This is a genomic window from Streptomyces racemochromogenes (assembly GCF_044129415.1).
In the GTDB taxonomy this organism is placed as follows: Bacteria; Actinomycetota; Actinomycetes; order Streptomycetales; family Streptomycetaceae; genus Streptomyces; species Streptomyces racemochromogenes_A.
Genome location: NZ_JBBDHD010000109.1, coordinates 1 through 22597 on the forward strand (window position 1 = coordinate 1; position 22597 = coordinate 22597).

Annotated in this window: 18 protein-coding genes and 1 tRNA gene; 12 read left to right on the forward strand and 7 right to left on the reverse strand. The window is 72.1% G+C overall.

Annotated features, from left to right (window positions below; translation table 11 throughout):
• Window positions 1–161 precede the first annotated feature (161 nt).
• The 6 genes from eno (at window position 162) to WDV06_RS29115 (ending at window position 7134) form a co-directional block, all read left to right on the forward strand.
• Window positions 162–1448 carry a phosphopyruvate hydratase gene (gene eno / locus WDV06_RS29090; protein WP_042801000.1) on the forward strand — a complete coding sequence of 429 codons (1287 nt, stop codon included), beginning with the start codon at window positions 162–164 and terminating at the stop codon, window positions 1446–1448.
• A gap of 90 nt (window positions 1449–1538) precedes the next feature.
• A complete protein-coding gene (locus WDV06_RS29095; protein ID WP_395512778.1) occupies window positions 1539–2027 on the forward strand; it encodes an FtsB family cell division protein in 489 nt (162 codons plus the stop codon).
• 65 nt (window positions 2028–2092) lie between these two features.
• Window positions 2093–2638: a DUF501 domain-containing protein gene (locus WDV06_RS29100; protein WP_395512779.1), complete on the forward strand. Its 546-nt coding sequence runs from the start codon at window positions 2093–2095 to the stop codon at window positions 2636–2638.
• Window positions 2635–3576 carry a Ppx/GppA phosphatase family protein gene (locus tag WDV06_RS29105; RefSeq protein ID WP_395512780.1) on the forward strand — a complete coding sequence of 314 codons (942 nt, stop codon included), beginning with the start codon at window positions 2635–2637 and terminating at the stop codon, window positions 3574–3576. The genes WDV06_RS29100 and WDV06_RS29105 overlap by 4 nt, the downstream gene beginning before the upstream one ends.
• Before the next feature lie 559 nt (window positions 3577–4135).
• Window positions 4136–5521: an NAD(P)/FAD-dependent oxidoreductase gene (locus WDV06_RS29110; protein WP_395512781.1), complete on the forward strand. Its 1386-nt coding sequence runs from the start codon at window positions 4136–4138 to the stop codon at window positions 5519–5521.
• Window positions 5522–5751: 230 nt separating this feature from the next.
• Window positions 5752–7134: a class I SAM-dependent methyltransferase gene (locus WDV06_RS29115; protein ID WP_395512782.1), complete on the forward strand. Its 1383-nt coding sequence runs from the start codon at window positions 5752–5754 to the stop codon at window positions 7132–7134.
• 76 nt (window positions 7135–7210) lie between these two features.
• Here the strand turns inward: WDV06_RS29115 and WDV06_RS29120 are convergent, their stop codons facing one another.
• Together WDV06_RS29120 and WDV06_RS29125 are read right to left on the reverse strand one after the other, a co-directional pair.
• On the reverse strand, window positions 7211–9760 hold the full coding sequence (locus WDV06_RS29120) for an ABC transporter permease (protein WP_395512783.1): 2550 nt from the start codon (window positions 9758–9760) through the stop codon (window positions 7211–7213).
• Between the two features lie 56 nt (window positions 9761–9816).
• A complete protein-coding gene (locus WDV06_RS29125; RefSeq protein WP_395512790.1) occupies window positions 9817–10584 on the reverse strand; it encodes an ABC transporter ATP-binding protein in 768 nt (255 codons plus the stop codon).
• 409 nt (window positions 10585–10993) lie between these two features.
• Here WDV06_RS29125 and WDV06_RS29130 point away from each other — a divergent pair.
• Window positions 10994–11075: transfer RNA gene (locus WDV06_RS29130), tRNA-Leu, on the forward strand.
• Window positions 11076–11242: 167 nt separating this feature from the next.
• The gene (locus WDV06_RS29135; RefSeq protein ID WP_395512784.1) at window positions 11243–12097 is read left to right on the forward strand and encodes a Bax inhibitor-1/YccA family protein; all 855 of its coding nucleotides are present in this window, start codon (window positions 11243–11245) and stop codon (window positions 12095–12097) included.
• 98 nt (window positions 12098–12195) lie between these two features.
• Here WDV06_RS29135 and WDV06_RS29140 read toward each other — a convergent pair whose 3' ends face one another.
• The gene (locus WDV06_RS29140) at window positions 12196–12426 is read right to left on the reverse strand and encodes a DUF4287 domain-containing protein (RefSeq protein ID WP_042812614.1); all 231 of its coding nucleotides are present in this window, start codon (window positions 12424–12426) and stop codon (window positions 12196–12198) included.
• A gap of 101 nt (window positions 12427–12527) precedes the next feature.
• On the opposite strand from WDV06_RS29140, the gene WDV06_RS29145 reads away from it, so the two are divergent.
• On the forward strand, window positions 12528–12878 hold the full coding sequence (locus WDV06_RS29145) for a hypothetical protein (protein ID WP_395512785.1): 351 nt from the start codon (window positions 12528–12530) through the stop codon (window positions 12876–12878).
• On the opposite strand, the gene WDV06_RS29150 is transcribed toward WDV06_RS29145, so the two are convergent.
• The 3 genes from WDV06_RS29150 to WDV06_RS29160 all read right to left on the reverse strand — a co-directional run bounded on the left by WDV06_RS29150 (window position 12862) and on the right by WDV06_RS29160 (window position 16391).
• On the reverse strand, window positions 12862–13665 hold the full coding sequence (locus WDV06_RS29150) for a hypothetical protein (protein ID WP_395512791.1): 804 nt from the start codon (window positions 13663–13665) through the stop codon (window positions 12862–12864). The two genes, WDV06_RS29145 and WDV06_RS29150, sit on opposite strands and share 17 nt — an antisense overlap.
• Window positions 13666–13993: 328 nt before the next feature.
• Window positions 13994–15214, reverse strand: a complete 1221-nt coding sequence (locus tag WDV06_RS29155; protein WP_079427572.1) for an acetyl-CoA C-acetyltransferase — start codon at window positions 15212–15214, stop codon at window positions 13994–13996.
• Window positions 15215–15371: 157 nt separating this feature from the next.
• Window positions 15372–16391 (reverse strand): SGNH/GDSL hydrolase family protein, encoded by a 1020-nt coding sequence (locus WDV06_RS29160; protein WP_395512786.1) that lies wholly within the window; start codon window positions 16389–16391, stop codon window positions 15372–15374.
• A 113-nt stretch (window positions 16392–16504) separates the two neighbouring features.
• Between WDV06_RS29160 and WDV06_RS29165 the strand changes: the two genes are divergently transcribed.
• Window positions 16505–17890, forward strand: coding sequence for a cystathionine beta-synthase (locus WDV06_RS29165; protein WP_395512792.1), 1386 nt, complete (start codon window positions 16505–16507; stop codon window positions 17888–17890).
• 444 nt (window positions 17891–18334) lie between these two features.
• Window positions 18335–19174 carry a MurR/RpiR family transcriptional regulator gene (locus WDV06_RS29170; RefSeq protein ID WP_395512787.1) on the forward strand — a complete coding sequence of 280 codons (840 nt, stop codon included), beginning with the start codon at window positions 18335–18337 and terminating at the stop codon, window positions 19172–19174.
• A 64-nt stretch (window positions 19175–19238) separates the two neighbouring features.
• Here the strand turns inward: WDV06_RS29170 and WDV06_RS29175 are convergent, their stop codons facing one another.
• Window positions 19239–20645: a type III PLP-dependent enzyme domain-containing protein gene (locus WDV06_RS29175; protein WP_395512788.1), complete on the reverse strand. Its 1407-nt coding sequence runs from the start codon at window positions 20643–20645 to the stop codon at window positions 19239–19241.
• 106 nt (window positions 20646–20751) lie between these two features.
• Between WDV06_RS29175 and hutU the strand changes: the two genes are divergently transcribed.
• A complete protein-coding gene (gene hutU / locus WDV06_RS29180; protein WP_395512789.1) occupies window positions 20752–22416 on the forward strand; it encodes a urocanate hydratase in 1665 nt (554 codons plus the stop codon).
• Window positions 22417–22597: the final 181 nt, after the last annotated feature.

The window sequence follows — 22597 nt, forward strand, 5'->3', positions numbered from 1 at the left end:
GGGGCGGGGGGGGGGGGGGGGGGGGGGGGGGGGGGGGGGGGGGGGGGGGGGCGGCGCGGGCCCCCCCCCCCCCCCCCCCCCCGGAGCCGGTTAGGCTCTAGTCGGCGAGGCCGTCCCAGGCCCCACGCCACCGCACACCCAGCGTCACATCCCAGAAGGAGATGCTCGTGCCGTCCATCGACGTCGTCGTAGCCCGGGAAATCCTGGACTCCCGAGGCAACCCCACGGTCGAGGTCGAGGTGGGCCTCGACGACGGCAGCACCGGCCGTGCTGCCGTTCCGTCCGGCGCCTCCACCGGTGCCTTCGAGGCCATCGAGCTCCGTGACGGTGACCCCAACCGTTACATGGGCAAGGGTGTCGAGAAGGCCGTCCTCGCGGTCATCGAGCAGATCGGCCCGGAGCTCGTCGGTTACGACGCCACCGAGCAGCGCCTGATCGACCAGGCCATGTTCGACCTCGACGCCACCGACAACAAGGGCTCCCTCGGCGCCAACGCCATCCTCGGCGTCTCCCTCGCCGTCGCCCACGCCGCGTCCGAGGCCTCGGACCTGCCGCTCTTCCGCTACCTCGGCGGACCGAACGCGCACCTGCTGCCCGTTCCGATGATGAACATCCTCAACGGCGGGTCCCACGCGGACTCCAACGTGGACATCCAGGAGTTCATGATCGCCCCGATCGGCGCGGAGTCCTTCTCCGAGGCGCTGCGCTGGGGTGCCGAGGTCTACCACACCCTCAAGAAGGTCCTGCACAACAAGGGTCTGTCCACCGGCCTGGGCGACGAGGGCGGCTTCGCCCCGAACCTGGAGTCCAACCGCGCCGCGCTCGACCTCATCATCGAGGCCATCAAGCAGGCCGGCTACACCCCGGGCAAGGACATCGCGCTCGCCCTGGACGTCGCCGCGTCCGAGTTCTACAAGGACGGCAAGTACGAGTTCGAGGGCCAGTCCCGCTCGGCCGCCGAGATGACCGACTACTACGCCGAGCTCGTCGAGGCGTACCCGCTCGTCTCCATCGAGGACCCGCTGTTCGAGGACGACTGGGCCGGCTGGAAGACCATCACCGACCGCCTGGGCTCCAAGGTCCAGATCGTCGGCGACGACCTCTTCGTCACCAACCCCGAGCGCCTGGCCCGCGGCATCGAGGAGGGCTCCGCGAACGCCCTGCTCGTCAAGGTGAACCAGATCGGTTCGCTGACCGAGACCCTCGACGCCGTCGAGATGGCCCAGCGCAACGGCTTCAAGTGCATGATGTCCCACCGCTCCGGCGAGACCGAGGACGTCACCATCGCCGACCTCGCCGTCGCGGTGAACTGCGGCCAGATCAAGACCGGCGCCCCGGCCCGCTCGGACCGCGTCGCCAAGTACAACCAGCTGCTGCGCATCGAGGAGATCCTCGACGACGCCGCGGTGTACGCCGGGCGCAGCGCCTTCCCGCGCTTCAAGGGCTGAGTCCTCGCCTGGCCTCCCTACGTCCCCGCACTCGGTCCCGTACCGTGTGCGGGGACGTATTGCGTAGCGCGCACCAGGGGAGGCGGATCAATGGCCGGGAACCGGGATCGGTTCTCCACCTTCTCCACGGCGACCAGGCTCCGGCAGCTCGGCGAGCGGACCGCGGCCCACGTCTACCGCTCGCAGTCCCGCCGGGTCGTGCGCCGCAGCCGGCTCACCGGCCGGGCGGCGCTGCTGGTGCTCGTCCTCTGTACGCTGGTCGTCGCCCTCGCGTACCCGATGCGCCAGTACGTGTCCCAGCGCTCGGAGATCGCGGACCAGCAGCGGGCCGCCGCCACCGCGCGCAAGCGCCTGGAGCAGCTCCGCGACGAGAAGGCGCGCTGGCAGGACCCCGCCTACGCGGAACAGCAGGCGCGCAGACACCTGCACTTCCTGCGCCCGGGGGAGATCGGCTACATCATGACCGACCCCGGCGCCGCGGCCGCGGAGCACCGGCGGAGCGGCCAGAGCGGATCCGACCGCCCCTGGTACTCCAACGTCTGGGACGGGGTCGACAAGGCCGACCGCCCCGGCGACTGAACCACCGCGACCGCACCACCCGACACGACCGTCACCCACGACCAGCGAAGAGACTTCCTCCAGGCATGCAGACGCCCCCGCCCCAGACCGACCGGACCGAGCCGACCGCCGCCGACATCGAGGCGTTCGAGCAGCAGCTCGGCCGCCCGCCGCGCGGGCTGCGCGCCATCGCGCACCGCTGCCCCTGCGGCCAGCCGGACGTCGTCGAGACCGCCCCGCGCCTCCCCGACGGCACCCCCTTCCCCACGCTGTACTACCTCACCTGCCCGCGCGCGGCCTCCGCGATCGGCACGCTGGAGGCCAACGGCGTGATGAAGGAGATGCAGGCCCGCCTCGCCGAGGACCCGGAGCTCGCCGCGGCGTACCGCAAGGCGCACGAGGACTACATCCAGCGGCGCGACGCCATCGAGGTGCTCCAGGGCTTCCCGAGCGCCGGCGGCATGCCGGACCGGGTGAAGTGCCTGCACGTGCTGGTCGGCCACTCCCTCGCCGCCGGCCCCGGGGTGAACCCCTTCGGCGACGAGGCCCTGGCGATGCTGCCGGAATGGTGGGCCAAGGGCGCCTGCGTCACCCCGTGCGGTGAGAAGGCGAAGGAAGAGGAGTCCGCATGACCCGCGTCGCCGGCATCGACTGCGGTACGAACTCCATCCGCCTCCTGGTCGCCGACTGCGACCCGGCCACCGGCGAGCTCGTCGAGCTCGACCGCCGGATGACCATCGTCCGGCTGGGTCAGGGCGTGGACAAGACCGGCCGGCTGGCCCCGGAGGCGCTGGAGCGCACGTTCGCGGCCTGCCGCGAGTACGCCGCCGTGATCAAGGAGCTGGGCGCCGAGCGGGTCCGCTTCGTGGCCACCTCGGCCTCGCGCGACGCCGAGAACCGCGAGGACTTCGTCCGGGGCGTGCTGGACATCCTGGGCGTGGAGCCCGAGGTGATCTCCGGCGAGCAGGAGGCCGAGTTCTCCTTCACCGGCGCCACCAGGGAGCTCACCGGCTCCGCGGCGCTGGAGCGGCCCTTCCTGGTGGTGGACATCGGCGGCGGATCGACCGAGTTCGTCGTCGGCGAGGAGCACGTGCGCGCCGCCCGCTCGGTCGACGTGGGCTGTGTCCGGATGACCGAGCGGCACCTGGTGGTGGACGGCGAGGTCACCGACCCGCCGACCGCGCAGCAGGTCGCCGCCATGCGGGCCGACATCGAGGCGGCGCTGGACCTGGCCGCCGAGACGGTCCCGCTGGAGGAGGCCCGCACCCTGGTGGGTCTGGCGGGGTCGGTGACCACGGTCGCCGCGATCGCCCTGGACCTGCCGGAGTACCGGTCCGAGCGGATCCACCATGCGCGGATCTCCTACGAGCAGGTCCGCGAGATCAGCGGGCGCATGCTGACGGCCACCCACGCCGAGCGCTCGGCGATCCCGGTGATCCACCCGGGCCGGGTCGACGTGATCGGCGCCGGCGCCCTCGTCCTGCTCGCGATCATGGAGCGCATCGGCGCGTCCGAGGTCGTGGTCTCCGAGCACGACATCCTGGACGGCATCGCCTGGTCCGTGGCCTGACCGGGCCGCCGTCGCGCCGTGGGAGGGGGCGTCCCGGTCCGGGGCGCCCCCTCCACCCGTTCGAGGGCGGTCCTGCGGCGGTCGTCGTGCGGGGCTGTGGCCGAATATCGCGTTCCGGCCGATGAGTGGCTGGTGGGGCGGGGGAGTACGCCCGGGGCGGGGGCAGTGCGAGGGCGGTGTGGGGGCTTTCGGGAGGCCGAAAAGGCCCTCCCGCGCACCAGGTTCGTGAAGTTCTTCACAAGGAAAAAAGGCCCTCCGGGTCAACAAGAGGGTCGTTCGACGGGTTCTTGAGGGTCGCAGGGTCGTTTCGGCACCTGTTTGTGCGATGCGAGGCCGCTGCGGGTTTCGTATCAGAGGTAAGGACGAACGCCAGTGGTCCAGTCCGGTTGAGGCCCTGGAGGCCAGTTCAGGGCGGGTGAACAACGAATCCCGTTACACCGTGGTTCCCGTCGCGTGCCATGATCTGGGTCACGCGGGGCGCGCAGTGTAGCAGAGGTCTCCCAGCTCCTTGTGAAGGGGCTCACGAGCATCACCCCTTGGGGTGCTGGATACTCATCTCATGAGCACCACGGAGCGTCCCAGGATCCTCGTTGTAGGAGGTGGGTACGTAGGCCTGTACGCAGCCAAGCGCATCATGAAGAAGATGCGCTACGGCGAGGCGACCGTCACGGTCGTCGACCCGCGCTCGTACATGACCTACCAGCCCTTCCTCCCCGAAGTGGCCGCAGGCAGCATCTCGCCTCGGCACGTCGTCGTCCCGCTGCGACGCGTGCTGCCCAAGGCTGAGGTTCTCACCGGCCGGGTCACCAGCATCGACCAGGACCGCAAGGTCGCCGTCGTCACGCCGCTGGTCGGCGAGGCGTACGAGCTGCCCTTCGACTACCTGGTGATCGCGCTCGGCGCCGTCTCGCGCACCTTCCCGATCCCCGGCCTGGCCGAACAGGGCATCGGCATGAAGGGCGTCGAAGAGGGCATCGGCCTGCGCAACCACGTCCTCGAACAGCTCGACAAGGCCGAGTCCACGACGGACGAGAACGTCCGCCGCAAGGCCCTCACCTTCGTCTTCGTCGGCGGCGGCTTCGCCGGCGCCGAGACGATCGGCGAGGTCGAGGACATGGCCCGCGACGCCGCGAAGTACTACACCACGATCAAGCGCGAGGACATGCGCTTCATCCTGGTCGACGCGGCCGACAAGATCCTTCCCGAGGTCGGGCCCAAGCTCGGCACCTGGGGCAAGGAGCACCTGGAGTCGCGCGGCATCGAGATCTACCTCAACACCTCCATGGACTCCTGCGTGGACGGCCACGTGGTGCTGAAGAACGGCCTTGAGGTCGACTCCGACACCATCGTGTGGACCGCGGGCGTCAAGCCGAACCCGGCGCTGGCCCGCTACGGCCTGCCGCTCGGCCCGCGCGGCCACGTGGACACCGCCCCGACCCTCCAGGTCCAGGGCACCGACTACATCTGGGCCGCCGGCGACAACGCCCAGGTCCCCGACGTCGCCTCCCGCAAGGCCGGCGTCGAGAACGCCTGGTGCCCGCCGAACGCCCAGCACGCGCTGCGCCAGGCCAAGGTCCTCGGCGACAACGTGGTCTCCGGCATGCGGGGCTTCCCGCAGAAGGAGTACGAGCACTCCAACAAGGGTGCGGTGGCGGGCCTCGGCCTCCACAAGGGCGTGGCGATGATCGTCATGGGCAAGATGAAGATCAAGCTCAAGGGCCGTCTCGCCTGGTACATGCACCGTGGCTACCACGGCATGGCCATGCCGACCTGGAACCGCAAGATCCGCGTCTTCGCGGACTGGACCCTCGGCATGTTCCTCAAGCGCGAGGTCGTCGCCCTCGGCGCCCTCGAAACCCCGCGCGAGGAGTTCTACGAGGCCGCCAAGCCGGCGCCGGCCCCGGCCGCCGCCGCTGCCCCGGCCCAGAAGGCCAAGGCCTCCTGACCCCGGCACCCACGCCGGGTCCCTGAGCACGACCCCGAAGGGGCCGCCCGCCATCCGTGGTGCGGGCGGCCCCTTCGGCGTGCCCGGGGGACGGTCGCGAGCCCCCCGCGCGGCTCCGGCGCACGGTCCGGTCAAGGTGTGCTCAAGGTGCGGTCCAGGTGTGATTCGGCGGAGAATGGCCCCGTTCGGATATGGGTAGCGGGTTGTCGGAACACCTTGGAGGTGCCTCGATGACCGACGCCGCGCCGCGGCTGGCAGCCCTTGCCGAAACCCTGCTGGGCGCCCCCCTGCCCGTCCGCATACGGGCCTGGGACGGCAGCGAGGCCGGCCCCGCCGCCGGTCCCGCCCTCGTCCTCGAAAACCGGCGCGCCCTGCGCCACATGCTGTGGAAGCCGGGCGAGTTGGGTCTCGCCCGCGCCTGGGTGTCCGGTGACCTCACCATCGACGGCGACCTCTTCGAGCTGCTGGACGAGGTGGCCGGCCTGGTCTGGGAGCGCCGGCCCGCCGCCGCGCCCGCCCCCGCCGGGCGCCCCCGTTCCGGCCTGGCCAAGCTCGCCGCGTTGCGCCCGCACCTGCCCGCGCGCGCCTCGGGTGCCGCCGGTACGGCCGCCCTGCTGCGCGACCCGGCGACCCGGGCCGCCGTGCGGGAGCTCGTGGCCCTGGCCCGCCCGTGGACCCGCCCCGCGCCGCCGCCGGAGGAGGCCGCCCGCCAGGGCGGGACCCGCCACTCCAAGAGCCGCGACCGGCATGCCATCAGCCACCACTACGACGTGGGCAACGCGTTCTACGAGCACGTCCTCGGCCCCTCGATGGTGTACTCCTGCGCCTACTGGACCGAGGGCGGCACCCTGGAGGAGGCCCAGCGCGACAAGCTGGACCTGGTCTGCCGCAAGCTCGCCCTGGCGCCCGGCCAGAGGCTCCTGGACGTGGGCTGCGGCTGGGGTTCCATGGCCCTGCACGCCGCCCGCGCGTACGGCGTCCAGGTCACCGGCATCACCCTCTCCACCGAGCAGGCCGCCTACGCCCGCAAGCGGATCGCCGAGGAGGGCCTGACCGACCGGATCGAGATCCGCGTCCAGGACTACCGGGACGTCAAGGACGGCCCCTACGACGCGATTTCCTCGATCGGCATGGCCGAGCACGTGGGCTCCGAGCGCTACCGCGAGTACGCCGGGATCCTGCACGCACTGCTGGCTCCCGGCGGCCGCCTGCTCAACCACCAGATCGGCCGGCCCCCGGAGCCCGACGAAGCGGCGTACGAGATCGACGAGTTCATAGACGCCTACGTCTTCCCCGACGGGGAGCTCTCCCCGATCGGCTCCACGGTCGGCGAGCTGGAGAAGGCCGGCTTCGAGGTCCGCGACGTGGAGGCGCTGCGCGAGCACTACGCGCTGACCCTGCGGGCCTGGGTGGCGCGGCTGGAGGAGCACTGGGACGAGGCCGTACGGCTCACCTCGCCCGGCCGGGCCCGCGTCTGGCTGCTCTACATGGCGGCCTCCGCGCTGGGCTTCGAGCACGCCCGCCTCGGGGTCAACCAGGTCCTGGCGGTGAAGCCGGCCGGCGGGGGGCTCTCGCGGATGCCGCTGCGCTCCCGGGTCTGGGGCGGCGCGTAGCCCCGTACGCGCACGGCGCGCAAGGGCCCCGGGGCGTGTCGCCCCGAGGCCCTTCGCGTCCCTGCTCCCGCGCCGGCTACTCGGTCTTGATGGCCGTCAGCATGTTCAGCCGGGCGGCGCTGCGGGCGGGCCACATGGCGGCCAGGACGCCGACGACGGCGGCCAGCAGGAGGAAGACGGCGAGGCGGCCGTAGGGGAGGATCAGCTCGTAGCCGGGCACCGCCTTGGCGAGGGTGGTGCCGACGGCCCAGGCGAGGAAGAGGCCGATGCCCATGCCGAGGACCGCGCCGAAGAGCGAGATCACCACGGACTCCAGGCGGATCATGTTCTTCACCCGGGCGCGGTCGAGGCCGATCGCGCGCAGCATGCCGATCTCCTGGGTCCGTTCGAAGACGGACATGGCCAGGGTGTTGACCACGCCGAGGACCGAGATGATCAGCGCCATGCCGAGGAGGCCGTACATGATGTTCAGCATCGTGTTGATGATGCCGCCCATCTCGTTGCGCATGTCCTGCCGGTCGGCGACGGTCATCGCCGGGTTCTTGCCGAGGGCGTCGATGACGGCCTGCTGGCCTGCCTTGGAGTCGCCGGCGGTGGTGTTGACGTAGACCTCGCGGACGTACTGCTGGTCGGTGTGCGCGCTCAGGACCTTGTTGTCCAGGACGTACGGGGACAGCAGGCCTTCCAGGTCCTTGTAGACGGCGCCGATCTTCAGGGTGGTCTTCTGACCGTCCTCGAACTGGGCCTGGAGGGTGGAGCCGACGGTGAGGTGCTGCTTCTTCGCGGTGCTCTCGGCGACGGCGGCCTCGCCCTTGGCGAGGGAGGCCAGCGAGCCGGCCGTGACGTCGATGTTGAGCAGTTCGCCGATGGTGGCCGGGTTGACGCCGGAGGCGGCGCGGAAGCTGTCGCCGATCTTGAAGTAGCCGTCGGCCTGCGGGGAGACGGCCTTGATGCCGGGGGCCTTGGCGAGGGTCTCCGCCACGGACTTGTCCAGGCCGCCCATGCCGCCGGCCATGGAGACCTTGTAGTCGGCCTTCAGCTTGTCGGTGCTCATCCGGTCGACGGCGGTGCCCATGGTGATGCCGAGCACCGACAGGGTGGTGACCAGGGTGAGGCCGATGGCCAGGGAGGCGGCGGTGACGGCGGTGCGGCGCGGGTTGCGGACGGCGTTCTGCGCGGCCAGCTTGCCCGGGACGCCGAACACCTTGTGCAGCAGCGGGCGGACGGCGCCGATGACCGGCCGGGACAGCAGCGGCAGCAGCACGATCATGCCGATGAGCATCAGACCGGCGCCGGCGCCGATGACCATGCGGCCGTCGCCGCCCATGGACACGCCGAGGAAGACGACGCCGATGCCCGCCAGGCTGATGAGCGTGCCGAGGACGTTCCGCACGACCAGGGACTTCGCGGTGGCCGGGAGGTGGGCGCTGCCCATGGCGGCGACGGGGGCGATCCGCCCGGTGCGCCAGGCCGGCAGCAGGGCGGCGACGGTGGTGACGACGACGCCGATGAGCAGGGCGGCGACGATCGTGCCCGGGGCGACGACGAGGTCACCGGCGGGGATCTTGGCGCCGATGGAGTCCATCAGGGAGCGCATGCCGACCGCCAGGCCGATGCCGGCGGCCAGGCCGATCACGGCGGAGGTGGCGCCGATGACCAGGGCCTCGGCGAGGACCGAGCGCATGACCTGGCCGCGCTTGGCGCCGACGGCGCGCAGCAGGGCCAGTTCCCTGGTGCGCTGGGCGACCAGCATGGTGAAGGTGTTGTAGATCAGGAAGACGCCGACGAAGAGGGAGATGCCGGCGAAGGCGAGCAGCATGGTGCTGAAGCTGCTCATCTGCTTCTCGATGTCCTTGGCCTGCTGGGCGGCGAGTTCCTTGCCGGTCTGGGCCTTGGTGTGCTTGCTGTCGATCAGCGGCTTGATGTCGGCGAGCAGCTGGTCGGCGGAGGTGCCGGCCTTGGCGGCGACGGCGAGCTCGTCGTAGAAGCCGGGCTGGAGGTAGAGCTCCTGGGCGACCTTGGTGTCGAACAGGACCAGGCTGCCGCCGGCGTTGACGGCGCCGTCCTCCGTGGTGAAGACGCCGGTGAGGGTGAACTCCCTGACCGGGCCGTTGGTGGCGACGCGGACCTTGTCGCCTGTCTTGTAACCGCCCTTGGCGGCGGACTCCTTGTCGAGGGCGATCTGGTCGTCCTTGGCGGGGCCGGCGCCGTCGGTGAAGGTGTAGCGGGGGTCCTTGCCGTCCTTGACGGGGGCGTAGTTGGAGCCCTTGTTGGCCCAGCCGGAGCCGATCAGCCTGCCGTTCTCGTCGCCGACGCCGGCGAAGCCCGAGACCCGGCCGGAGACGCTGTCGACGCCCTTGACGGACTTGACCTTGTCCAGGGTCTGCTGGCTGATGCCGGGCTCGCCCTCCTTCGTGCCGTCGTCGGTGCGGGAGGGGCCCCACGAGGTGACGGAGACGGCTATGCCGTCGTAGCTCTTGGCGGACTGGCCGGAGAGGGCCTTGCCGAGGGTGTCGGTGAAGACGAGGGTGCCGGAGACGAAGGCGACGCCGAGGGTGACGGCGAGGACCGTCATCAGCAGCCTGGCCTTGTGCGCGAGGACGTTGCGCAGGGCGGTACGGAACATGGGGTTATCAGTCCTGGGCTGGAAGTCTGTTCGTGGCTTCGGTGATCAGTGACCGATCAGCTGGTGCGGCCCTTGGCGTCGAAGGCCTTCATCCGGTCGAGCACGCCGTCGGCGGTGGGCGCGTACATCTCGTCGACGATGCGGCCGTCGGCGAGGAAGATGACGCGGTCCGCGTAGGAGGCGGCGACCGCGTCGTGGGTGACCATCACCACGGTCTGGCCGAGTTCGCGCACCGAGTTGCGCAGGAAGCCGAGGACCTCGGCGCCGGAGCGGGAGTCGAGGTTTCCGGTGGGCTCGTCGCCGAAGATGATCTCGGGGCGGGCGGCGAGGGCGCGGGCGACGGCCACGCGCTGCTGCTGGCCGCCGGAGAGCTGGGTGGGGCGGTGGGAGAGGCGGCCGGAGAGGCCGACCATGTCCACCACGGTGTCCAGCCACTGCTTGTCGGCCTTGCGGCCGGCGATGTCCATGGGGAGGGTGATGTTTTCCAGGGCGGTCAGGGTCGGCAGCAGGTTGAACGCCTGGAAGATGAAACCGATCTTGTCGCGGCGCAGCTGGGTCAGCTGCTTGTCCTTGAGGCTGCCGAGTTCGGTGTCGCCGATGCGGACCGAGCCGCTGGAGAAGGTGTCCAGGCCGGCGACGCAGTGCATCAGCGTCGACTTGCCGGAGCCGGAGGGGCCCATGATCGCGGTGAACTGGCCCCGCCCGAAGTCCACGGAGACGTTGTCCAGCGCGACCACCTGCGTCTCGCCCTGGCCGTACACCTTGGAGAGCTGCGTGGCGCGGGCGGCCACGGCCTGGGCGGTGTGCTGCGGGGCGTAGTTCATGGCGGTCACGGGGGGACTCCTGTCGGGCGGTGGTGCTGCGCGGTGGCGGGACCCTTCCATCCTCACCGCGGCCCCACCCGCGGGGGATCAGCCGAGGTGCCCGTTCGACGGCCCACTGGAGTCTGACCACAGGGGCGGTCGCCTCCTCCTCTGGTATGACGGGACCCCTCGGGGCGGCCCGTCGCGGAGGGGTGGCCCGGGGTGGCGCGGGGCAGCGAAATCACGTCATTTGCGAGGCGGGGCAGAGCGTCGCCCTCAGCACGGCCCACCGTGACTTATCGGTCCTGACGCCCACTCAATCGCCAATAAAATCAGACAACATCGGATAGACGGGCCCCTGGTGGGCGGGGTCTTCCGGATAGGCTCACCGCAGCGTTCAAGGCTTTTACCACGGGGCCCGCTGCGCCCTGCCCGGATGGTGGAATGCAGACACGGCGAGCTTAAACCTCGCTGGCCCTCGGGCCGTGCCGGTTCAAGTCCGGCTCCGGGCACTTCCGCGCCTCCGAGACGGCCCCGTGCACCGCTCGCGGGGCCCTTCCGTCGTCCTCGGCGATCCGCCGCGTCTTCTCCTAAGATCCTCCTCCAGCAGTAGGGTGCTTTCTTTGCGAACGCATTACCCTTGACGCAAGGCCGCGCACCGTGGCCACGGAGGAGTGAGATGAGGAGCAGCAACCCGGTCTTCTCGCGACGGGGGTTCAGCCGCGACACCGGCGGCTACGCGGGCTTCGACGCGCAGTACGCGCAGGCCGGGACCGCGACCAACCCGTACGCGACGAATCCTTACGCCGTCGACCCGAACACGGGCATGCCGGCCGCCCCGGCCCGCGGCACCACCATGACGATCGACGACGTCGTGAGCCGTACGGCCATGACGCTCGGCACCCTGATCGTCACCGCGGCCATCGCCTGGCTCGCCCTGCCGGTCGACCCGGCGAACCTCAACAAGTCGTACGTCATCGCCGGCGGCGCGGCGCTCGTCGCCTTCGTCCTCGCGATGGTCCAGAGCTTCAAGCGCAAGCCGTCCCCGGGCATCATCCTCGCCTACGCGGCCTTCGAGGGCTTCTTCCTCGGCGTCATCTCCGCGGCGACCAGCTACTACCTCAGCGCGGGCGTGGTCATCCAGGCCGTGCTCGGCACGATGTGCGTCTTCGCCGCCGTCCTGGTGGCGTACAAGATGCGCTGGATCCGCGTCACCCGGCGCTTCACCGGCTTCGTGATGGCCGCGGCCCTCGGCTTCGTCCTGCTGATGCTGGCGAACTCGCTGTTCATGCTGTTCGGCGGCGGTGACGGCCTCGGCTTCCGCAGCGGCCCGCTCGGCATCGTCTTCGGCATCGTCGGCGTGGTCCTCGGCGCGTGCTTCCTCGCCATGGACTTCAAGCAGGTCGAGGACGGCGTCACCTACGGCGCCCCGCGCGAGGAGGCCTGGCTGGCCGCCTTCGGCCTCACCATGACCCTGGTGTGGATCTACCTGGAGCTGCTGCGCCTGTTCCAGATCCTCTCCGGCGACGACTAGTCGGAGCGGCGCGGTCAGTGGAACGGGGAAGGCCCCGCGAGCGACGCTCGCGGGGCCTTCCCGCATCTCGGGGGTGTACGGGGCAAGGGGGCCGGGGTTCAGCCGAACCGGCGGGCCGCTCTGCGCAGCCCGTACTCGTGGACGATCGCCTTCGCCTGGCCGTGCGACAGCTCGTGCGCGCCGAGCAGCCAGTTGACCTTCTCCTCGAACCGGAGGAGGGAGGGGCCCTCGTCGACGGTCCGGAGCCAGTCGGAGATCTCACGACCGGTGGTCTGGGGGATTCTGTCGATCATGTTGCGGTGGGTCTGCTCGGAGAACTCAACGGACATGGGCGCCTCCGGGGGTATCGCCGTGCTGTTCTCTTCACTGCACCGTGCCGGAGAGTTCGCCCGTTGGCAATGGTGCGGTGGCGGCGCGTAAGGTCGGCCGGGTGCTCGATACCTCGCCCCTGACCGCCGCCGTGGAACGTCTCGCCGACCGGCTGCGGGCCGCCCCGCAGAGCCGGCTCCAGCGCGGGGCCGCCGCCGAGGCCCTGGAGCTGGCCCGTGAGCTGGCCGCGGCGGCACAGCGGCTGGAGGACCCCTCGGGGGCGGCTCCGGCGCGCGTGATGCCCGACGAGGGCGTCTTCGTCGTCGGGGACCAGGTGGCGGTGGCCGGGCAGGACCTGGCGGAGGCGCTGCGCGCCGCCGCGGCGGGCCCCGGAAGCGCGAAGGCCCCGTCCGAGATGCTGGACGAGGCCGTGGCGCTGGTGGAGCGGGCGGAAGTCAGAGCGATGCGATGACCCGGTCCGCGAGGATGTAGACGTTGCTGTCGGGGTCCTCGGCGTCACCGCAGGAGAAGGTCAGCGCGTAGGCGCCGGAGATGCCCGACCCGCCCAGCAGGACCGGCGCCGTGCCCGAGCGCAGCGCCTCGGCGAGGCGCTCCGCCGTCTCCCGGTGGCCCGGGGTCATGCACAGCGTGGTGCCGTCCGTGAAGACGTACACGTCGAGGGTGCCCAGCGGGCCGGGGCGGACGTCCGCGAGGGCCGTTCGGGCCTCCGCGAGCTCCTCCAGGCGGCTGACGGTGCGCTCGTGGTCGGCGCCCGGGTGCGACTGGACCGGTACGAAGTCGGGGTGCGAGGGGTGGCGCCGGCGGGCCGCGGCCAGCTCGGCCGAGTCCTCCGGGTACTCGTCGGCCAGGTCGTCGCCGAGTACCGGCTCCAGGCCGACCAGGTCCGCCTGCCGGGGCAGGAAGACGGGGCCCTCCTCGCCCAGGCCCGGCAGCCCGCCCAGCAGGCTGGGAGCGTCGGCGGCGTCACGGGCCTCCTGCGCGGCCCAGAAGGCCCGCGCCTCGGCCAGCTCGCGCTCGCGCTCCTCGGCGAGGGCGGCGGCCACGGCGGCTCGTATCTCGGCGGCGGGGGACTCGGCGGCGCTGCGGGCGTGCGGGACGCTCGCGCCGCGGGCGTGGGCCGGTACGGCGAGCTCATCGCGCAGGGCCGACACCTGCTTGCGCAGTCCGTGTACGGCGTGCAGCGCAGCAGCGCCCACGGCCGTGGCAGCGGCCGTGGTCAGCAGCAGGGCAAGAGACATGGCGCTCACTGACTAACTCCTGATTGATTCGATCCCCCGACTTCCTACATCAGCTTGTCCTGTGCTGGGAATGGCGTGCAGTGCATTACGTCATGAATTGGACAGGTCTTTCGTCCTTCAGGCCGCAGGGGGATCACGTCTGACCTGGGCAAATGCCGATCCCCCAGGACAAAGGTCACATCCTGGGGGAGATTCGGTCACAGGTCGGCCGCGACGGGATTGGGCCTGATGTCAGTCCACCGTATGGATCTGGAGGATCCCTTGCGGGAGCTGGGGGCCCGGCTGGAGCGGTGCCGGACCCCCTACTCTCCGCTGTGTGGCCCGGGTCTCAGCTGAGGCGCTCGATCACCATGGCCATGCCCTGGCCGCCGCCCACGCACATGGTCTCCAGGCCGAACTGCTTGTCGTGGAACTGGAGGCTGTTGATCAGCGTGCCGGTGATCCGCGCACCGGTCATCCCGAACGGGTGACCGACGGCGATGGCCCCGCCGTTGACGTTCAGCTTCTCCAGCGGGATCTCCAGGTCCCGGTAGGACGGGATGACCTGCGCGGCGAAGGCCTCGTTGATCTCGAACAGGTCGATGTCGCCGACGGTCAGGCCCGCCCGCTTCAGCGCCTGCTTCGACGCCTCGACCGGACCCAGGCCCATGATCTCCGGGGACAGGGCGGTCACACCGGTGGACACGATCCGGGCCAGCGGGGTCAGGCCCAGCTCACGGGCCTTGGTGTCACTCATGATGACGAGCGCGGCGGCGCCGTCGTTCAGCGGGCAGCAGTTGCCGGCCGTGACCAGGCCGTCGGGACGGAAGACCGGCTTGAGGCCCTCCACGCCCTCCAGGGTGACGCCGGCGCGCGGGCCGTCGTCCTTGCTGACGACCGTGCCGTCCGGGGTGGTCACCGGGGTGATCTCGCGGGCCCAGAAGCCGTTCTTGATGGCTTCCTCGGCGAGGTTCTGCGAGCGCACGCCGAACTCGTCCATGTCCCGGCGGGTCACGCCCTTGAGGCGGGCCAGGTTCTCGGCGGTCTGCCCCATGGCGATGTAGGCGTCGGGAACCAGGCCGTCCTCGCGCGGGTCGTGCCAGTCGCTGCCCTCGCTCTGGGCGACGGCGGCCGTACGGGCCTCGGCGTCGGCGAACAGCGGGTTGTGCGTGCCGGGCATCCCGTCGGAGGACCCGTTGACGAACCGCGACACCGTCTCGACACCGGCGGAGATGAAGACGTCGCCCTCGCCGGCCTTGATGGCGTGCAGCGCCATGCGGGAGGTCTGGAGGGAGGAGGAACAGTAACGGGTGATCGTGGTGCCGGGCAGGTAGTCCATGCCCATCTGCACGGCGACGATACGGGCCAGGTTGTGGCCCTGCTCCCCGCCGGGGAGGCCGCAGCCGAGCATCAGGTCGTCGATCTGGCGCGGGTCCAGCTCGGGCACCTTGGCGAGGGCGGCCTGGATGATCGTGGCGGTCAGGTCGTCCGGCCGGACGTCCTTGAGGGACCCCTTGCCGGCGCGCCCGATGGGGGAGCGGGCGGTGGAAACGATGACGGCTTCGGGCATCGGGACTCCAAGGGGTGTGCGTACGTCGTTGCGGGACCGCAAGCGAAGTTACCGCCCCGTACGGTCGAGGTCACCGGGGCGATGGTGTGATGCCCGTCGCTCGGGACGCGCCACCGGCCCCCGCGAGGGGGCGGGACCGCCGCCGGCCGGCCCCGCCTCACGGCGTGGACGGCGCCGCCGGTTCCGGGAGCGGCTCCGCCGGGAGGCGTCTGCGGCGGCGGTGTTTCAGGAGGGCCCACGGTCCCCGGGCCGCCGTGACCTCCGTGCCCGGTTCGCCCGCCGCCGCCGAGGCGGCCTGGGCCACCGGGAGCATGTCCTCGTTGCGGGAGATGTCCAGGCGGTCCGACTCCGGCCACACGCCGAGCGCCGCGCACAGGGTCGGCAGGACGGCCATCGCCGCCGTCGCGTAGCCCTCCGCCGACGGATGGTAGGAGTCGGGGCCGAACATCTCCCGGGGGTTCGCCGCGAACTCGGGGCCCAGCATGTCCCCCATCGACACCGTACGCGCCCCCAGCGCGACCACCCCGATCGTCTGGGCGGCCGCCAGCTGGCGCGAGACCCGCCGGGCCATCCAGCGCAGCGGCTGGTACACGGGCTCGATCGTGCCCAGGTCGGGGCAGGTGCCGACCACCACCTCCGACCCCGCCAGCCGCAGCCGCCGTACGGCGGCGGTCAGCAGCCGCACCGACTGCGTCAGCGGCATCCGCCGGGTCACGTCGTTCGCCCCGATGATGATCACGGACACGTGCGGCGCCGGCCCGTCCGCGTCCAGCAGCAGCGACACCTGGCGGTCCAGGTCGTCCGACTTCGCCCCCGACAGCGCCACGTTCCGCAGTTCCACCGGCCGCTCCGCGACCGCCGCCAGCCCCGACGCCAGCAGCGCCCCCGGGGTCTGGCGGGCCCGGCGTACGCCCAGGCCGGCCGCCGTCGAGTCGCCCAGCATCGCCATCCGCAGCGGTCCCGGGCTCAGCTCCGGCCCGCCGAACTCGCTCCCGTAGAAGCCGTCCGCGCGCGGGGGATCCGGCAGGCCGGTCCCCACCGTCCGCTTGGCGAACTGGACCTCCGCCAGCACCAGCCCCACCGCGGCCACCCCGACCAGCCCGAGTCCGCCCCCGCCGTACGCTGCCCCCGCCGCGATCCGGCGGGCCGTTCTCGCCCTGGACACCTCTTGGGCCACCTCCTCGGTCGTGTTGACCTTCCTGCCCCGTACTGCCGGTCGGCCAATCCCTTTCCGCATACTCTGGCCGGACCTCCCGGAGAACCCGTGGAGTCCCCTTCTTGGAGAACATGGTGCAATTCCACGACTCGATGATCAGCCTCGTCGGCAACACCCCGCTGGTGAAGCTCAACCGCGTGACCGAAGGCCTGCAGGCCACCGTGCTGGCCAAGGTCGAGTACTTCAACCCCGGTGGTTCCGTGAAGGACCGGATCGCCGTCCGGATGATCGAGGCCGCCGAGCAGAGCGGTGCCCTCAAGCCGGGTGGCACCATCGTGGAGCCGACCAGCGGCAACACGGGCGTCGGACTCGCGATCGTGGCCCAGCAGAAGGGCTACAAGTGCATCTTCGTCTGCCCTGACAAGGTCTCCCTCGACAAGATCAACGTGCTGCGCGCGTACGGCGCCGAGGTCGTGGTCTGCCCGACCGCCGTCGACCCGGAGCACCCGGACTCGTACTACAACGTCTCCGACCGCCTGGTCCGGGAGACCCCGGGCGCCTGGAAGCCGGACCAGTACAGCAACCCGAACAACCCCCGTTCGCACTACGAGACCACCGGTCCCGAGCTGTGGGAGCAGACGGACGGGAAGATCACCCACTTCGTGGCCGGCGTCGGCACCGGCGGAACCATCTCCGGCACCGGCAACTACCTCAAGGAGGTGTCCGGTGGGAAGGTCAAGGTCATCGGCGCCGACCCGGAGGGCTCCGTCTACTCCGGCGGCAGCGGCCGCCCGTACCTCGTCGAGGGCGTCGGCGAGGACTTCTGGCCCACCGCCTACGACCCGAACGTGACCGACGAGATCATCGCGGTGTCCGACAAGGACTCCTTCCAGATGACCCGCCGCCTGGCGAAGGAGGAGGGCCTGCTGGTCGGCGGCTCCTGCGGCATGGCGGTCGTCGCCGCGCTGCGCGCCGCCGAGGGGCTGGGGCCGGACGACGTGGTCGTCGTCCTGCTGCCGGACAGCGGCCGCGGCTACCTCAGCAAGATCTTCTCGGACGAGTGGATGGCCGGTCACGGCTTCCTGGAGGAGGCCGGCCCGGCCGCGCGCATCGGCGCCGTCCTCGCGGACAAGGAGGGCGGCATCCCGTCGCTCGTCCACATGCACCCCGAGGAGACCGTCGGCCAGGCCATCGAGGTGCTGCGCGAGTACGGCGTCTCGCAGATGCCGATCGTCAAGCCGGGCGCCGGCCACCCGGACGTCATGGCCGCCGAGGTCATCGGCTCGGTCGTGGAGAAGGAGCTGCTGGCGGCCCTGTTCGCGCAGCGGGCCTCGCTGGGCGACCCGCTGGAGAAGCACATGAGCGCGCCGCTGCCGCAGGTGGGTTCCGGTGAGCCGGTCTCCGAGCTGATGGCCGTGCTCGGCGAGGCGGACGCGGCCATCGTGCTGGTCGAGGGCAAGCCGACCGGTGTGGTGAGCCGCCAGGACCTGCTGGCCTTCCTGGCGAAGACCTCGAAGTAGGCCGCCCCGACGCCGGGGCCGGGGTCCGTTCCCGGCCCTTGGCGCGAACGGTACGGTCCCGACACGTGATGGCAGCGCCCGCTTAACACGGCACCGGCACAGTGGTCCTGTCGGCGGGACAGTCCGGGGAACCGGGGTCCGGCCGGCACCAGTGCGGCGTCACCGTGCCTCCGGAGCGGCTCCCGGAGCGGGTCGGCGCCCCAGGACGCGGACGGCCCTGACCCGGCCCGTGTCCCCGGCGGGGCCGCCGCCGTCCCGCCCTCCGGGCCCGCCCGGGGGTGCGGCGGCCCCGCCGATCCCTTCCCCCGCCCCGGCCTCCCTCCGTCCCCGGGGCCCCGCACGGCGGTACGCCCGCCCGCATCACGGGCACCGGCTTGCCGTCCTGCATAAGCACATGCAGAGTGCACCCTGACTGAATAACTCGCTCGGACGGAGGGGACGGCGATGAGCGACAGCCCGGCCGCACGGCTGCAGAAGCTCTTCGAAGGGCACCGGCTGACGCCGACCCAGCGGCGGATCGCGCACTGCATGGTGCGCGGCGCCGCGGAGGTGCCCTTCCTGTCGAGCGTGGAACTCGCCGAGCTGGCCGGGGTGAGCCAGCCCTCGGTGACCCGCTTCGCCGTGGCCCTCGGCTTCGACGGGTACCCGGCGCTGCGCCGGCACCTGCGCGAGGTGGCTCCGGCCGAGCCGCCGGCCGCGCGCGAGGAGTCGTACAACGAGTACCAGCAGGCCGTCGAGGGGGAGATCGAGAACCTGCGGCGGCTGGCGACGATGCTCGCGGACCCGGCGCCGGTGGAGGAGGCGGGCCGGCTGCTCGCCGGATCCTCCCCGCTGCCGGTGCTCGGGCTGCGGGCGGCGTCCTCGCAGGCGCGCGGGTTCGCGTACTTCGCCGCCAAGGTGCACCCGGACGTGCGCCTGCTCGACGAGGGCGGCTCGATGCTCGCCGACCGGATCGACGCGGCGGCCGCGGCCGGGGCGTCGGCGCTGCTGTGCTTCGCCCTGCCCCGGCACCCGCGCGAGGTGGTGGAGGCCCTGGAGCACGCGCGGGCGGCCGGGCTGACCACGGTGACGGTGGCGGACTCGGCGTTCGCGCCGGTCGCCCGGTACTCGGACCTGCTGATCCCGGCGCCGGTCGGCACGGGGCTGGCCTTCGACACGGCCTGCGCACCGATGCTGCTGGGCCGGGTGCTGCTGGAGGCGATGGCCGACGCGCTGCCGGACGCGCAGGCCCGGCTGGAGTCCTTCGACGCGCGCGCCGCGGCCCGCGGGCTGTTCGTGGACTGAGCCGGTCCGGGGCGCGGGCCGGAGGGCCCCGCCGGGCCCGCGACCCGGGTCCCTGCGACAGGCCCTAGAGCAGCGCGTCCCCGCGGTCCCCGCCGGCTTCCGCCACCAGCTCCGCCTCCGTCTGGGCCGGGCGGGCCAGGGCGAAGCGGACCGTGCCCGCCGCGTCGGCGGTGAAGCCGTGGACTGAGGGGCGCGGCAGGCTGTTGTAGCCGTAGTGGGCGGTGAAGAAGTACGCCCCGGTGTCCGGTAGGGCGACCAGGTCGCCGGGGGCCAGTTCGGGCAGCTCCCGGGCGGTGGCCAGCAGGTCGCCCGCGAAACAGGCCGGGCCCGCGACGTCCTGGGCGACCGGCGGGCCGGTCTTCGGGGTGCCCTTGGCGTCGTAGGCGAGGATCCGCAGCGGCCAGGCCGCCGGGGCGTAGACCGTGCGGGTGGCCACCTGGACCCCGGCGTGGGTGAGGGCGATCCGGCGGCCGCCGGCGGTCTTGGTGTACTCGACGCGTGCGAGCACCGTGCCGTGCTTGGCCAGCAGGGACCGGCCGAACTCGGTGACCAGCCCGTACGAGCCGTCGAACAGCGCCGGGACGGCCTCGCGGAGGGCGCCGGCGTACTCGGCGTACGTCGGGGTGTGCTCGTCGGAGGCGAAGTTCACCGGCAGGCCGCCGCCGATGTCGAGGGTGTCGATCCGGCGGTGTCCGGCGGCCGCGTTGATCTCCTCGGCGAGCGCGTGCAGCTCCCGTACGCCCTCGGCGATGAGCGGCAGCGGCAGGCCCTGTGAGCCGGAGTGGGCGTGCAGCCGGGTCAGCCAGGGCCGGTCCAGGCAGGCCCGTACCAGCCGTTCGCGCGCGCCTGGGTCGCGCAGGGCGATGCCGAACTTCGCGGTGGCGGTGGCGGTGGAGAGGGCGTCGATGGAGCCGGCGCCGGTCTGCGGGTTGACCCGTACGCCGACCGGGGAGCGGACGGGGCCGCCGGGGGCCGCGGCGACCAGGGCGTCGAGCCGCTCCAGTTCCTGGTGGTTGTCGGCGTTGACGGTGATCCCGAGGGCCAGGGCCTCGCGCAGTTCGCCGGCGGTCTTGGCGGGGGAGTCCAGCACGATCCGCGCGGCCGGGATCCCGGCGGCGCGGGCCAGCGCCAGCTCGCCGGGGCTGGCCACCTCGCAGCCGAGTCCGCACCCGGCGAGCAGCCGCAGGACGGGGACGAGCGGGGCGGCCTTGGCGGCGAAGGCGTGCAGGACGGGTGTGCCGGGGGCCGTGACGGCGTCGAAGGCGGCGGTCAGGGCGGCGGCGGAGGCCCGGATCCCGGCGGTGTCCAGCAGGCAGACCAGCGGTTCGGAGTCCAGCAGCCCCTGCGCCACGGCGGCCCGCACGGCCCGGTCGCGGCGCCGCGCGGCGTCCTGCCCGGCGGTCTGCCCGGCCCTGGCGGCGGCCGCCGCGGGGGTCTCCCGGCGCCCGGCTTCGTCCCGTAAGGCGTCCATGTCCGCCATCCCATCATCCCGGTGGCCCGCGCGCAGCTGTTGACTGAATCTATTCAAGCCGCCAGGATGTGAATAGATAGACCAACATCCGGAGGAGGCACCCGCCATGTCAGGACCCCGCCCCGTACGGGCCGCGCGAGGCACCGAGCTCAGCACCCTGGGATGGCAGCAGGAGGCCGCCCTCCGCATGCTGCAGAACAACCTCGACCCCGAGGTCGCCGAGCACCCCGACAAGCTCGTCGTCTACGGCGGCACCGGCAAGGCGGCGCGCGACTGGCGCTCCTTCGACGCGATGGTCCGCACGCTGCGGACCCTCAAGCAGGACGAGACGATGCTCGTCCAGTCCGGCCGCCCGGTCGGCGTGATGCAGACCCACGAGTGGGCGCCGCGCGTCCTGCTCGCCAACTCCAACCTGGTCGGCGACTGGGCCAACTGGGAGGAGTTCCGCCGCCTGGAGCACCTCGGCCTGACCATGTACGGCCAGATGACCGCCGGTTCCTGGATCTACATCGGCACCCAGGGCATCCTCCAGGGCACCTACGAGACCTTCGCCGCCGTCGCCGCGAAGAAGTTCGGCGGCACCCTGGCCGGCACCATCACCCTCACCGCCGGCCTCGGCGGCATGGGCGGCGCCCAGCCGCTGGCCGTGACGATGAACGACGGCGTCGCGATCTGCATCGACGTCGACCCGCGCGCCATCGAGCGCCGCATCGAGCACCGCTACCTGGACGTCAAGGCCGACGACCTGGCCCACGCCCTCCGGCTGGCCGTCGAGGCCCGCGACGCCCGCAAGCCGCTCTCCATCGGCCTCCTCGGCAACGCCGCCGAGCTGCTCCCGCAGATGCTCGCCGAGGGCGCCCCGATCGACATCGTGACGGACCAGACCTCCGCCCACGACCCGCTCTCCTACCTCCCCGTGGGCGTCGACTTCGACGACATGGCGGCGTACGCGGCCAAGGACCCGGCCGGGTTCACCACCCGCGCCCGCGAGTCCATGGCCAAGCACGTCGAGGCCATGGTCGGCTTCATGGACGCCGGCGCCGAGGTCTTCGACTACGGCAACTCCATCCGCGGCGAGGCCCAGCTGGCCGGCTACGACCGCGCCTTCGCCTTCCCCGGCTTCGTCCCCGCCTACATCCGTCCCCTCTTCTGCGAGGGCAAGGGCCCCTTCCGCTGGGCCGCCCTGTCCGGCGAGGCCTCGGACATCGCCAAGACCGACAAGGCGATGCTGGAGCTCTTCCCCGAGAACGAGTCCCTGCACCGCTGGATCAAGATGGCCGGCGAGCGCGTCCACTTCCAGGGCCTGCCCGCCCGCATCTGCTGGCTCGGCTACGGCGAGCGGGACAAGGCCGGCGAGCGCTTCAACGAGATGGTCGCCGACGGCACCCTCGCCGCCCCGCTGGCCATCGGCCGCGACCACCTCGACTGCGGCTCGGTGGCCTCCCCGTACCGCGAGACCGAGGCCATGCTCGACGGCTCCGACGCCATCGCCGACTGGCCGCTGCTCAACGCCATGGTCAACGTCGCCTCCGGCGCCTCCTGGGTCTCCATCCACCACGGCGGCGGCGTCGGCATGGGCCGCTCGATCCACGCGGGCCAGGTCACCGTCGCCGACGGCACCAAGCTCGCCGGCGAGAAGATCCGCCGCGTCCTCACCAACGACCCGGGCATGGGCGTCATCCGCCACGTCGACGCCGGCTACGACATCGCCGAGACCGTCGCCGACGAGCGCGGCGTCCGCGTCCCCATGCGCGAGGGTGACTCCGCGTGAGCCGGTCCAGCGGTACCGGCACGGGCGAGGCGCACCGGGACTCCGCCCCGGGCGCCCGCCCCGCCTCCCCGGCCGACGGCCCCCCCCCCCCCCCCCGCGGGGGGGGCCCCCCCCCCCCCCACCCCAATTTTGTGGTTCATCGGGCCCACACCCCCCCCCCCCCAAACCGCGGCTTATCCCC